The 12249-nt window shown below is 70.7% G+C and carries 11 protein-coding genes; 5 read left to right on the forward strand and 6 right to left on the reverse strand.

The features are described from left to right. The first annotated feature begins 60 nt into the window (after nucleotides 1-60). From R2K23_RS21215 to R2K23_RS21225, 3 genes are read left to right on the forward strand one after another with little or no spacing between them, the layout of a single operon-like run. Nucleotides 61-963, forward strand: a complete 903-nt coding sequence (locus R2K23_RS21215; protein ID WP_316512383.1) for an alpha/beta hydrolase — start codon at nucleotides 61-63, stop codon at nucleotides 961-963. Next, nucleotides 963-2063, forward strand: coding sequence for an acyl-CoA dehydrogenase family protein (locus R2K23_RS21220; RefSeq protein WP_316512385.1), 1101 nt, complete (start codon nucleotides 963-965; stop codon nucleotides 2061-2063). Before R2K23_RS21215 ends, R2K23_RS21220 begins: the two co-directional genes overlap by 1 nt. Then, nucleotides 2063-3211 carry an acyl-CoA dehydrogenase family protein gene (locus R2K23_RS21225; RefSeq protein ID WP_316512387.1) on the forward strand — a complete coding sequence of 383 codons (1149 nt, stop codon included), beginning with the start codon at nucleotides 2063-2065 and terminating at the stop codon, nucleotides 3209-3211. The genes R2K23_RS21220 and R2K23_RS21225 overlap by 1 nt, the downstream gene beginning before the upstream one ends. Here R2K23_RS21225 and R2K23_RS21230 read toward each other — a convergent pair. From R2K23_RS21230 to R2K23_RS21245, 4 genes are all read right to left on the reverse strand, one after another. Continuing rightward, nucleotides 3200-4546, reverse strand: coding sequence for an amidohydrolase family protein (locus tag R2K23_RS21230; RefSeq protein ID WP_316512389.1), 1347 nt, complete (start codon nucleotides 4544-4546; stop codon nucleotides 3200-3202). The two genes, R2K23_RS21225 and R2K23_RS21230, sit on opposite strands and share 12 nt — an antisense overlap. Next, complete coding sequence (locus R2K23_RS21235) at nucleotides 4540-5622, reverse strand: CoA transferase (protein WP_316512391.1); 1083 nt, start codon at nucleotides 5620-5622, stop codon at nucleotides 4540-4542. The genes R2K23_RS21230 and R2K23_RS21235 overlap by 7 nt, the downstream gene beginning before the upstream one ends. Before the next feature lie 34 nt (nucleotides 5623-5656). Next, nucleotides 5657-6565, reverse strand: a complete 909-nt coding sequence (locus tag R2K23_RS21240) for a hotdog family protein (RefSeq protein WP_316517458.1) — start codon at nucleotides 6563-6565, stop codon at nucleotides 5657-5659. Nucleotides 6566-6679: 114 nt separating this feature from the next. Further along, on the reverse strand, nucleotides 6680-7528 hold the full coding sequence (locus R2K23_RS21245) for a helix-turn-helix transcriptional regulator (RefSeq protein WP_316512393.1): 849 nt from the start codon (nucleotides 7526-7528) through the stop codon (nucleotides 6680-6682). A gap of 101 nt (nucleotides 7529-7629) precedes the next feature. Here R2K23_RS21245 and R2K23_RS21250 point away from each other — a divergent pair, with 101 nt between their 5' ends. Then, on the forward strand, nucleotides 7630-8361 hold the full coding sequence (locus R2K23_RS21250; RefSeq protein WP_316512395.1) for an SDR family oxidoreductase: 732 nt from the start codon (nucleotides 7630-7632) through the stop codon (nucleotides 8359-8361). Here the strand turns inward: R2K23_RS21250 and R2K23_RS21255 are convergent. Together R2K23_RS21255 and fadD4 are read right to left on the reverse strand one after the other, a co-directional pair. Continuing rightward, nucleotides 8324-9298 (reverse strand): enoyl-CoA hydratase/isomerase family protein, encoded by a 975-nt coding sequence (locus R2K23_RS21255; RefSeq protein WP_316517460.1) that lies wholly within the window; start codon nucleotides 9296-9298, stop codon nucleotides 8324-8326. The genes R2K23_RS21250 and R2K23_RS21255 overlap by 38 nt on opposite strands. Then, a complete protein-coding gene (gene fadD4 / locus R2K23_RS21260; protein ID WP_316512396.1) occupies nucleotides 9292-10809 on the reverse strand; it encodes a fatty-acid--CoA ligase FadD4 in 1518 nt (505 codons plus the stop codon). The genes R2K23_RS21255 and fadD4 overlap by 7 nt, the downstream gene beginning before the upstream one ends. A gap of 193 nt (nucleotides 10810-11002) precedes the next feature. Between fadD4 and R2K23_RS21265 the strand changes: the two genes are divergently transcribed. Then, nucleotides 11003-12211, forward strand: a complete 1209-nt coding sequence (locus tag R2K23_RS21265) for a mechanosensitive ion channel family protein (RefSeq protein ID WP_316512397.1) — start codon at nucleotides 11003-11005, stop codon at nucleotides 12209-12211. Nucleotides 12212-12249: the final 38 nt, after the last annotated feature.

A 12249-nucleotide genomic window follows, 5' to 3' on the forward strand; every position in this document is an offset into this window, starting at 1 on the left:
GGGTACCCACTTTCCAACCCCTTGACACCTGTCAACTATTCGCCCAGTACGCTCAGTGCGATGAGCACCGTCCACATCCACCCTGAGCTGCGCAAACTGGCCAGGGTGGTCCCCAAGGCGCCCATCCGGGCCGCCACGCTACCGCTGCTGCGGGCGGCGTCACGGATGCAAAAGAGATTCCCGGCCAAGAACGTCGCGGTGCTGACCACCAGCGATGGCGTCGAAGTACGGCTGCACCGCCCCAGCACAGTCGTCGCCGCGGCGCCGGCCATGCTGTGGATCCATGGCGGCGGGTACGTGATCGGCACCGCCGCCCAGGACGACGCGTTGTGCCGCAGGTTCGCCGACCGGCTCGGCATCACCGTGGCCGCGGTCGAGTACGGGCTGGCCCCCGAACACCCCTATCCGTACGCGCTCGAGCAGTGCCACTCCGCGCTGACCTGGCTGGCGTCGCTGCCGGCGGTCGACCCGAACCGGATCGTCATCGCCGGCGGCAGCGCCGGAGGCGGGCTGGCCGCACAGCTGGCGTTCCTGGCCCGCGACCGCGCCGAGATCACCCCGGTGGCACAGCATTTGGTGTATCCGATGCTCGACGACCGCTCGCGCTCCGGCAGCAACCCCGGCTTTCGGCTGTGGGACCACCGCAGCAACATCTTCGGCTGGGACGCCTACCTCGCCGACGCCGACCGGGATCAGGCGGTCCCGGCCCGGCGCACCGACCTGGCGGGCCTACCGCCGGCCTGGATCGGCGTCGGCACCCTCGACCTGTTCCACGACGAGGACATTGCCTACGCGCAGCGGCTCAACGACGCCGGCGTGCCCACCGAGGTCGACGTGGTCGACGGCGCCTTCCACGGCTTCGACCAGATCGCCGCGAAAACGCCGGTGGCCCAGAACTTCTTCGACCGCCAGTGCGAGTTCCTGCGCGGCCGGTTCACCGAAACACAAACGGAGGCACGGTAGTGACCAACGAGATCAAGGCGCTGCGCGAAGCAGTCTCGGGACTGATGCAGAAGCGCTCCAGTGAGGCGCAGGTCCGCGAGTTGATGGCCACCGACACCGGCCTCGACGAGGGCACCTGGGCCGACCTCACCGACATGGGACTGCTCGGACTCACCATCGACGAACAGTTCGGTGGGGCCGGTGCCGGGCACGTCGAGATGAGCGCGGTGTGTGAGGAGATGGGCCGCGCGCTGCTGTGCGGGCCGTTCTTCTCCACCGCCGTCCTGACGCCGGCGCTGCTGACCGCCACCGGTGACGCCGACGAGGCGGCCCAGGTGTTGCCGACGATCGCCGACGGCACCTCGGTGACCGCCCTCGCGTTCGCGGAGGGCACCTCCGCGACGCTGCCGGGCGAGCTGGGCACCACCGCGAGCGCCGCCGGCGACCAGTGGCAGCTGACCGGCGAGAAGAACTACGTCCTCGACGCCGGGGCCGCCGACGTGCTCTACGTGCTGGCGGGCACGGCCGACGGTCCGGCGGTCTTTGCGGTGAGTCGCGGGGCGGCCGGCTTCGAGGCCGTCGGGCTGACCGGGGTGGACCTGACCCGCAAGCTGCACCGCGTCCGGTTCTCCGGTACCCCGGCGCGGCTGGTCGGCGAACCCGGTTCGGGCGCGGCGTCTTTCGCCGCGGCACTGGAGACCGGCGGGGTGGCGATGCTCGGCGAGCAGGCCGGCGGCACGTACCACGCCATGCAGATGGCCGTGGACTACGCCCGCACCCGGTTCCAGTTCGGTCGGGCCATCGGCAGCTTCCAGGCCGTCAAGCACATGTGCGCCGACATGCTGCTCGAGGCTGAGTCCGCGGTCTCGGCCGCCCGCCACGTCGCGGCCGCCTACGACGCCGGCGACGACAACCGCGCCGCCGATCTCGCTCTGGCGCAAGCCTATTGCGGGGACGCGTACGTGACCGTCGCCGCCACCAGCATCCAGGTCCACGGCGGTATCGGATTCACCTGGGAGCATCCCGCACACCTGTACCTGCGGCGGGCCCGCACCGACGCCCAGTTGCTCGGCGACCCGGCCTGGCACCGCGAACGTTACCTGCAGCTGAAGGGGGCGTGATGTCCGACATCCGCGCACAAGTCCGAGAATTCCTGGCGGCCAACTGGACTCCTGGGATGGACCGCGCCCAGTGGGCGCAACTGGTGTTCGACAACGGCTGGGCCGCGCCCAGCTGGGAGCCCGAATGGTACGGCCGCGACCTCAGCGACGCCGAGTCACGGATCGTGGCCGCCGAGTTCAAGGCGGCCGGGGCTCCGGGCACCGGCCACGACCGGGCGAACCTGTTCGCGTGCACGCTGCACGACGCCGGCACCGAAGAGCAGAAGCGGCGGCTGATCCCGCCGTCGCTGCGCGGCGAGTCCAAGTGGTGCCTGCTCTACAGCGAGCCCGGCGCCGGTTCCGACCTGGCCGGCCTGCGCACCCGCGCCGACCGCGACGGAGACCACTTCGTGGTCAACGGGCAGAAGGTGTGGACATCGTTCGCGGCGACCGCCGACTATGGCCTGCTGGTGGCCCGAACCGATTGGGATGTGCCCAAGCACAAGGGCATCAGCTTCTTCATGTTCCCCATGCGCCAGCCCGGGGTCGAGGTCCGCCCCATTCACCAGATCACCGGTGAGTCGGAGTTCAACGAGGTGTTCATCACCGACGCGAAGGTCCCGGCCGAGAACCTGATCGGCGAACTCAACGGCGGCTGGGGTGTGCTGCAGACCGCGCTGGGCTACGAGCGACGGCTGATGGGTGACCTGGCCCGCACCGCGCGGTCGTCGGGGCAGACCGATGGCAGCCGCGACAGCCTGATCTCGCTGGCCGCCGACCACGGCAAGCTCTCCGACAGCCACATCCGGCAGCAGATCGCACGGATGGACGGGCTGGCCGCGGCGAACCGCTGGAACAACCAGCGCGCCAAGGCCACCGGCGGCCTGCAGGCCGCCGCGCTGCTCGCCCTGAGCAAGATCGCGATGTCGCGGATCCTGCACGAGACCGCCCGGGTGCAGACCGAGATCACCGGCGCCGAATCGATGCTGGCCGGACCGGAGAATCCGGTCGGCGACGGCGTGACGTTCCGCACGCTCAACGCCTACTTCACCTCGATCGGCGGTGGCACCGATCAGATCCAGCGCAACATCGTCGGCGAGCGGGTGCTGGGGCTGCCCAAGGAGCCGGAACCCTTCCGCGAGAGCGCATTCCGCGATCTACCGCACTGACCGGTAGACCACCTCGCCGGCAATGACGGTCGCGGCCACCAGGTCCGCGTCCAGGCGGGCGAGCACCTCGGCGGGCCGGGCGCGCAGCACGCACAGGTCCCCCGGCGTACCAGGTGCCACGGTGCGCGGCCGGTCCGGTTGTTCGGCGCTGCCCAGGAACATCGTCAAGGCGGTGTGCGCCGACACCCGCTCGTGTTCGCCGAGCACGGCGCCGCTGCGCGTTCGACGGGTGGTCGCGGCGCGCATCGCGGCCCACGGGTCACCGGCGCCGAAGGGGACGTCGGTCGACAGCGCAAGACGCACACCGGCTTCGCGCAGTGCGCCGACCCGCCACAGCTGCCCGTGCTCGTCGGCGGGGACGTCCGTCAGGTATTGATCACCGCGCTCGGCCACGAAGTTGGGTTGGGTGACCACGGTGACGCGCAGATCGGCCAGGTCCGCGATGAGGTCGTCGGGAACCATCGCGGCGTGCTCGACGCGGTCTCCGGGATGGGTGCCGGCGACGCGCAGAGCGGCCAGGGTGACCACCAGTTGGGCGGCGGTCACGCAGTGCACCGCCACCGGGTGGTCGCGGTCGCGGGCCGCACCGATCCACGCGGTGAGCGCGTCGAGATCGAGGCTGTCGTCGTCGAGGATCATTTTTGCCGGCCCCAGTGTCAGACCGGCGATCTCGTCGTGCGCCAGGGTGGCCGGTGCCATGCAGTGCACCCGCTGCGGCAGCTGACCGGAAAGGCGCGCGGCGGCGATGTCGTCGAGGTCGCCGCGGCCCTGCCCCGGCGTCGCGTCGGTGACCCCGGTGACCCCGTACCGGCCGAACTGCTCCCCGATCGCAGCCAGTGACGGCGGATTGTCGGGCAGCACCAGCTCCCCGTCACCGCGGCGGAACCTGCCGTCGGGATGACCGGCCAGACCGATCTCGCGCAGCGCCGCCGAGTTCAACGTCCACAGCGCGCCGCTGCGGTGTTGAACCCGGACCGGCAGCGGTGGGCTCACCGTGTCGAGCAGCTGTCGATCCAGCGGCCCGGCGACCGCATCGTGGTAGCCGACGGCGCGGATCCAGCCGTCGGCGCCGGGCGTGGCGGCGGCCAGGATCCCGGCGAGCGCAGCCGCGTCCTCAGCTTCGCCCGGCCCCACCCGCACCGACGCCGCCGCAGCGGCCGCGGCCCGCAGGTGCACATGGTGGTCGTGCAGTCCAGGCAGCACACAGCCGTGCCCCGCGTCGAGGACGGGTTCGCCCGGCCCGGCCGACAGCTCGGCTGCGACCGCGCTGATGACCGGCCCCACTCGAATGTCGACCACGCCGCCGTCGAGCAGGGTGGCGTTGCGAATCAGCATGGTGTGCCCAGCTTTTCGCCGACCATCCGGTCCACCGCGGCGTTGTCCGCACCGAGCGGGGCCGCCGGTCCCGCGAGCCGCGGCGGCCGCGGCGTCACGGTGACCTGGGCCGGTTCGGCGGGGCGATGACCGGCCGCCACCGCCGCCATGGACACCTCGACGAGTTCGCCGCCGCCGCGGCGCAACGCATCGGTGACCGCGACATAGGCCTCGATTCCGGTCAGCGGGTCGGCCACCGCGTCCGCCAGGAAGACCGGGCCGTGCGCGTCGTGGCATACCAGCGCACCGGCCACCGCGGCGTCGTCGCCGAAGGCCACCCGCCCGGCGTTGACACCCTCGGCGCCGTGGCCGGTGATGCGGATCCATACCCGGCCGGGCCCGGCCGACAACTCGTGCGGGCCGAGGCCGCGACCGGTCAGCGCCGCGGGGCGGGAGGACTCCAAGACGATGTCGGCGGCAGTCAACAGCGCCCGCAGGGCCGCCCGGTCCCGGTCGAAATCAGCGGTGTAGCTGAGCTTTCCGGCGTTCATCCAGTCGAAGAACCTCGGGTCGCCGGCGCGGGTTCCGTCGGGTCGGCGCGGGCTTTCCACCTTGACCACCACCGCCCCGGCGCGGGCCAACAGCTGCGCGCACAGCGGGCCGGCCCACATCGAGGTCAGGTCGACCACCAGCAGCCCGGCGGGCTCCCGCGGGGGCCCGGGCGCACCGATCCGCCGGGGTCGGGGCTCGGTGGCTTCGGCCTCGCCGAGCACCGCGACCGGCAGGTCAAGCAGCCGCGCGCGGTCGCGGACCTGCTCGGCGGTGCGGCCCGCCGCCCACGCCTCGATGTCCGGCCAACCGGCGCCGTCGTCGCTTTCGAGCAGCGCGGGCACACAGGCCAGGTCGTCGTCGCGGGAGAGCGTCAGCGCGCACCAGCCGTCGATGGTCCGCAGCAGCCGGGTGGCGCCGCCGGCGGAGACGCGGCCCCGCGAGACGAGTCCCAGCAGGGCGGCCCGGCCGGTGATCAGCTCCTCGGCGGCATCGACCCGGCCGCGCGCGCGGCGCAGCACCGCCTCGTCGACGAGCAGGGGACCCATGCGCCCATTGTCCCGTAGCGTGAGGACATCGTCCTTAGAACATGAGAGCGGTGAACCGCCAGTCGAGCACCTGACGGTCGGGCTCACCGGCGGCGTAGACCAGGGACCGCAGGGTGAGCACGCCGCCGCGGTCGTGCGGTTCGGCGGCTTCGACGTGCAGCTCGCTGTGCAGCGTGTCGCCCTCGTGCACCGGGCCGGTGTGGTCGCAGGAATGCCAGCCCAGCACGGTGACCAGGTTGGGCAGCAGCCGGCTGGCCTGCGCCAATGCCAGGCCGATGGTGTGGCCGCCGTAGACGAGGCGCTGCCCGCCGACCCGCGCATCGTGGTGAGTGGCGGCGATGTTGAGCGTCAGTCGGGCCAGCTCGGGTGCGCTGCTGACGACGTCGCCGGTGCTGTGCAGGACGGCGCCGGCCAGCCCGGCGTCGAAGTGCGGGCCCGGGACGCGGCGGCGGAACTCGTCGGCGTTCCAGGACTCGGTGGGGTCGGGCACCGGCGCATCGTCGACGCCGATGGCGGACAGGTCGTCGTTGTGGCCGGTCTCGCCGGCCTCCGGGCGCACCGGCAGCATGGCGCAGCGGTGGAAATCGAGCACCAGCCGGTCGGCTTGGTCGGTGGTGATCATGCGCAGCGCCGCCAGCCCGGTCGGGGCGCGGCCGGGTTTGGTGGAATTCTGCTTGAGGCCAACGACTTCGGTGCGCGTGTACAGCGAGTCACCGATCGACGGAAAGCGATGGAAGCGCAGCCCGCGGTAGAACAGGTTCGCCTTGACGCGCTGGGTGACCAGCGTGGTCTGGCCGATCGCCACGTCGCAGACCAGGGCGGGATGCGCCAGGGCGGCGCCGGCGCCGGTCACCGCGTGCGCGAGCCCTTCGTCCAGCGGCAGGCGCATCCGGTCGCCGATGATCGCCTGGTGGGTGGCGGCGGCACCAGAGGTCAGCGTCATCGACGGTGCCCAGTCGAACACCTGTCCCACGCTCAGATCGTCGAAGAAGGGACCGCCCTCAACGCGGCCAGACACAGTCACAGCAGCACATGCTGGCAGCAGGGTCACGGCGTGTCAAAGCAACTCTCGTGTGATCTCCGCGCGCTCAGTACCCCTGGCGCACTGGAGCCGCCCGAGCAGCTTCAACGCGTCGGCGCTCGGGCTGGCCGGCTCGGCGTCGTAGACCACCAACTGCTGTCCGGGCGACGAACGCACATCGAAGGTCTGCATGGTCAGTGTCAACCGGCCGACAGCGGGATGATGAAACGCCTTGCTGTCCAGCGATTTGCCGCGGGCGGCATGCCCCTGCCAGAGTTCGCGGAACTCGTCTCCGCTGCCGAGCAGTTCCGTGAGCACCCCCTGCAGGCGCGGGTCGTCGGGCGCGGCACCGTAATTGAGCCGGAATCCCGCGACCGAATCCTCGGCGACCAGCGGCCAGTCGACGTAGAACTTCCGGGCCCGGGGGTCGGCGAACAACAGCAGCATCAGGTTGCCCGCGGCACCGAAGTCACCGAACAACAGCTCTGCCAGGGGATTTGCCGCCAGTACGTCGTAGGCGCCGTTGTAGACCAGCGCGGGGTTGTCCGGCCAGGCGGCCATCAGCCGGAGCAGGGCCGGATCCACGGTTTCGGGGGTGCGGGACGCGCGGGCCCGAGGCGCCAGGCCGACCAGGCCGAACAGGTGCCGATGCCCGTCGTCATCCAGTCGTAGCGCCGCGGCCAGTGAGTTCAGGACCGAGACCGACGGTGCGCGTTCCCGGCCCTGTTCCAGCCGCACGTAGTAGTCGACGCTGACCCCGGCCAACCACGCCACCTCTTCGCGCCGCAGGCCGGGCACCCGCCGGACGCCCGTGCTCGTCAACCCGACGTCGTCGGGGCGCAGCTGCGCGCGTCGGCTGCGCAAATACTCCCCGAGCCCGGACATGTTCCCACGATAAGGGCACGCCGGCCTCGCCGCCTGGGTGCAGCGCACCCAGGCACGGTGGGTCCTGGTCAGCCGCCCCCGCAGGGCCGACGGTGGAAGCCATGACCGATTCGAAGATTGTCCTGATCACCGGCGCCAGCAGCGGCATCGGTGCCGCCACCGCCGCCCATCTTGCGCAGGCCGGCCACCATGTCATTGCCGGGGCGCGCCGCGAGGACCGGCTCCGCGACCTCGTCGACAGCACCGCCGCTGCCGCCGGCGGCAGCCTGGCGGTGCGCCGCCTCGATGTCACCGACCGGACCCAGGTCGCCGCCTTCGTCGAGAACGCCGTCGACACCCACGGGCGGATCGACGTACTGGTCAACAATGCCGGGGTGATGCCGTTGTCGCGCCTGGACGCGCTGCTGGTCGAGCAGTGGGACGCCACGATCGACGTCAACGTCCGCGGGCTGCTGAACGGCATCGCCGCGGCGCTGCCGCACTTCCAGGGCCGCGGCCGCGGGCATTTCGTCACGGTGGCCTCGATCGGCGCGCATCAGGTGGTCCCGACCGGCGCCGTGTACTGCGCCACGAAGTACGCCGCGTGGGCCATCACCGAGGGGCTGCGCCTGGAGCTCGACCCCGCCATCCGGGTCACCACCGTCTCGCCCGGCGTGGTGGCGTCCGAACTCGCCGATACGATCACCGACGCCGACGCGGCGGCGGCCATGCGCACCTACCGCGCCGACGCGATCTCCCCGGACGCGATCGCCCGCGCCATCGCCTACGCGATCGGCGAGCCCGACGACGTCGACGTCAATGAACTGATCGTTCGCCCGGCCCGCCAGCGGTGATGGCGTCGATCAATCCCCAGCGCAGCGCGGTGGCGGGATCGATCGTCGCACCGGAGAGCACCAGATAGGCCGTGCGCCAACGCCCGATCCGCCGGGTGATGCTCACGGTGCCGCCCGCGCCGGGGATCAACCCCAGCGCCAGCTCCGGCAGACCGAACACCGCGTCGGGGGCGGACACCACCCGACCGCAGTAGGCGGCCATCTCCAATCCGCTGCCCAGCACCTGTCCGTGCACCTCGGCGCGGCAGGCGTCCCCGAGGCGGGCGGTCACCGCGTCCAGGGCCAGCGCCGGGCTGTACCGGGTGCGGGCCAGGTGCGCCGAGGACGGGTCGTCGAAGCTGCCGAATTCGGCGAGATCCCCTCCGCTGCAGAAGGACCGGCCGTTGCCGCCCAGCACCACCTCGTCGATGTCGGGGTCGAGCAGCGCCACCTCCAGCGCCTCCAGCAGCGCGGCCCGGGCGTCGGTGCTGAACGCGTTGTGCCGCCGCGGGCGGTTGAACCGGATGTGCAGCGAGGCGCCGTCACGGTGCGCGACCACCGGGTCCGGCAGCGCGGGCACGGTCGCGGGTCCGCGTTCGGCGAGCCAGCGCGCGAACTCCGGACCCGACTGCAGCGTCGAGTACGCCAGTGATTCGGTGATCACGCCCTGAAAGGCCGGAGCCGCGGTGTCCACGGCACGCAGCACGTCATCGCATACCGCGGCGGCCTGGGGCCACCGGGCCACCCGATCCGACAGTTCGGCCAGCGCGGCGGACACCGACGGTACGGTCACCACCCGCGGATCCTCGACCGCCGACTCGGTGAGGGTGAAAGTCGCCCGCTGAAGCCAGAACTCGGCCTCGACGGAGGCCGGATCACCCACCGCCACCACCACGCCCGGCGGTCCCGGTGGCACCGGGACCGGCGTTTCGGAAAGGTCGACGACCCGCACTACGATCCGTATTTCTCGATCAGGCTCTGCTTGTACAACTTGCCGGTGTCGGTGCGCGGCAACTGCGTCTCGAACGAGATGGATCGCGGACACTTGTAGTGCGCCAGGCGATCCCGCAGCCAGGCCATGAGTTCCTCGTTGAACTCCTCGGTGGCGTCGGCGGGGTCGACGGTCTGCACCACACCCTTGACGGTCTCACCCATCTCGGAGTCCGGGATGCCGAACACCGCCGCATCCATCACCTTCGGATGGGTGACGAGCATGTTCTCGGCTTCCTGCGGGTAGATGTTGACCCCGCCGGAGATGATCATGTGGTGCCGCCGGTCGGTCAGGTACAGGTAGCCGTCCTCGTCGACATAACCGATGTCGCCCACGGTCTTCCAGCCGTGCGAGTCCCTCGAGGCCGCGGTCTTCTCGGCGTCGTTGAGGTACTCGAAGTCGAACCCGCCCTCGAAGTACACCTCGCCGGGCTGACCGGGCGGCAACTCGTTGCCCTCCTCGTCGAGGATGTGCACGGCGGCCAGCATCGGCTTGCCGACCGAGCCCGGATGTTGCAGCCACTCCTCGGCGGTGATCAGCGTTGCCCCGATGGCCTCGGAGGAGGCGTAGTACTCGTCGACGATAGGGCCCCACCAGTCGATCATCTGCTTCTTGATGTCGATCGGGCACGGCGCGGCGGCGTGCATGACGCGCTGCAGCGAGGACACGTCGTAGGACTTGCGGACGTCCTCGGGGAGTTTCAGCATCCGGGTGAACATCGCGGGGACGAACTGGCCGTGGGTCACCTTGTGCTTCTGGATCGCGTCGAGGCAGCCCTCGGCGTCGAACTTCTCCATCACCACGGTGGTGATGCCGCCGGCCTGCACCTGCATCGACCACACCGACGGCGCGGTGTGATACAGCGGGGCCGGGCTCAGGTAGACCGCGTCCGGGTGCATCCAGAACCCGACCAGCGCGGCCATCATGCCCGGCTCCTCGGACGGATGCACGTGCGGCAGAGGACGTTTGATGCCCTTGGGCCGGCCGGTGGTGCCCGACGAGTACTGCAGCAGGTCGCCCTCGATCTCATCGTCGATCGGAGTGTCGGGCAGCTCCGCGACCGCCTCCGGGTAGCGCTGCCAGCCCTCGAGGTCGTCGTCGGCGATGAGCAGCGTGTCGGGCAGACCGTTCGGCAGCTCGGCGCTCAGACCCGCCAGCGTCGCGCGCAGCGCCGCGGAACCGACGATCGCCGAGGCGCCACTGTTGTCGACGATGTAGGCCGCCTCGGCGGGGGTCAGGTGCGTGTTGATCGGCACGTAGTACAGGCCGCTGCGGCGGGCCGCCCACATGACCGCGTGCATGTGTTGGTTGTTCTCCATCAGGATGGCGACGGAATCGCCTTCCTTGAGCCCCTGCTTGCGGAAGAAGTGCGCCAGCCGGTTGGCCCGGGCCTCCAGCTCGTCGAAAGTGATGACGGTCCCGGAGGGGTACATGACGATGGCCGGCTTGTCGGCGCCGACATGCTCACGGATCTGCATGGGGAGACTCTACTTCGTCGAGTTTGACACCTGTCAACGGGCGCGACCGCTTACGGGAGAGCTTTACACATCAGAGGTCGCTTGTCAGGCCTGACGCCATCCCGCCTCACGTGCCCAGATTGACCCCGGCACAACTCGGGTAGGCGACAGGCTACGTATCGCATGCACCCGTGAAGCCGATCTGAAAGCAGTCATGCCTGAGGAGTTCGAACTCGAGTCAGCCACCAACCTCGCCGTCACCCTCAGCTGGGTCGCCGGCGCCGTCGTCGGCACCTACTTCTTCGGCGTCGCCATGTCGTGGGTGGTCCAGCGCGTCGCGCGGCGCAGCGTGGTGGTCCACGCCGTCGAGGTGCTGACCCGGCGGCCGGTCCGCGCCCTGTTGATGCTGATCGCGGCGACCATCGCGCTGGGTCGGACCTCCGATGCCGACGCACCGTGGCGCGGCTGGGTGGACCACACCTTGCAGATCCTGATGATCACCGCGGTCACCTGGTTGCTCGCCAACCTGGTGCGGCTGGCGGAGCGCCGGATGATCGCCCGGTTCGCCGGGGGCGCCACCGGCCTGACCGACGCGGACCTGCACCGCCGAAAGGTACAGACCCAGCTGACGGTGCTGCGCCGACTGGCGGTGGCCATCGTGGTTCTGCTCGGGATCGCCGCCGCGCTGATGACGTTCCCGTCCTTCGCCGACATCGGTACCACGCTGTTCGCCTCCGCCGGCGTGTTGTCGGTGGTCGCCGGTCTGGCCGCCCAGACCTCGCTGGGTGCGGTCTTCGCGGGCCTGCAGATCGCCTTCACCGACGCGATCAAGGTGGGCGACGTCGTGGTCATCGAGAAGGAGTGGGGCCGCATCGAGGAGATCACCCTGACCTACGTGGTGGTCACCATCTGGGACGAGCGCCGCCTCATCCTGCCGTGCACGTACTTCACCACCACCCCGTTCGAGAATTGGACCCGCAACGCCACCGAGGTGATGGGCATCGTGGAACTCGACGTGGACTTCACGGTCCCCCTCGACGACATGCGCGCCGAGCTCAAGCGGATCCTGGCCGCCAACGAACACCTCTGGGATGAGCGCCTCGGCGTCCTCGAGGTCACCAGCGCCATCAACGGCTACGTCCGGGTGTGGATCACCGTCAGCGCACCCAACTCCAGCGCCCTGTGGGGTCTGCGGTGCGCGGTGCGCGAAGGCATGATCAATTGGCTGCAGCGCCGCGAGTCGGCCCTGCCACGCTGGCGGTTCGAACCGGCCTCCACCCCCGACTCCGACGAGCGGCCCCGCCTCCCCCACTCCCGGGTGGCCGGCGAGGGCGTGTTCACGGGTAGCGAGGAGGCCGAGGAACGCGCCCGCGCCTTCGAAGGCGCCGACGACGACCGCGTGCCCGACCCGACGAAGGCCTGACCCATCTCGAAAACGCAGAATCGCCCAACCCCAAAGGG

Origin of the sequence: Mycolicibacterium sp. MU0050 (assembly GCF_963378085.1) — a bacterium.
GTDB classification, from domain to species: domain Bacteria; phylum Actinomycetota; class Actinomycetes; order Mycobacteriales; family Mycobacteriaceae; genus Mycobacterium; species Mycobacterium wendilense.

Bases quoted from the DNA above. Each gene is read 5' to 3' on its own strand.
- R2K23_RS21245 (WP_316512393.1), bottom strand. From the start codon at position 7,528: ATGTCCGGGCTCGGGGAGTATTTGCGCAGCCGACGCGCGCAGCTGCGC.
- R2K23_RS21265 (WP_316512397.1), top strand. From the start codon at position 11,003: ATGCCTGAGGAGTTCGAACTCGAGTCAGCCACCAACCTCGCCGTCACC.
- R2K23_RS21225 (WP_316512387.1), top strand. From the start codon at position 2,063: ATGTCCGACATCCGCGCACAAGTCCGAGAATTCCTGGCGGCCAACTGG.
- R2K23_RS21215 (WP_316512383.1), top strand. From the start codon at position 61: ATGAGCACCGTCCACATCCACCCTGAGCTGCGCAAACTGGCCAGGGTG.
- R2K23_RS21235 (WP_316512391.1), bottom strand. From the start codon at position 5,622: ATGGGTCCCCTGCTCGTCGACGAGGCGGTGCTGCGCCGCGCGCGCGGC.
- R2K23_RS21230 (WP_316512389.1), bottom strand. From the start codon at position 4,546: ATGCTGATTCGCAACGCCACCCTGCTCGACGGCGGCGTGGTCGACATT.
- R2K23_RS21240 (WP_316517458.1), bottom strand. From the start codon at position 6,565: ATGACGCTGACCTCTGGTGCCGCCGCCACCCACCAGGCGATCATCGGC.
- R2K23_RS21250 (WP_316512395.1), top strand. From the start codon at position 7,630: ATGACCGATTCGAAGATTGTCCTGATCACCGGCGCCAGCAGCGGCATC.
- fadD4 (WP_316512396.1), bottom strand. From the start codon at position 10,809: ATGCAGATCCGTGAGCATGTCGGCGCCGACAAGCCGGCCATCGTCATG.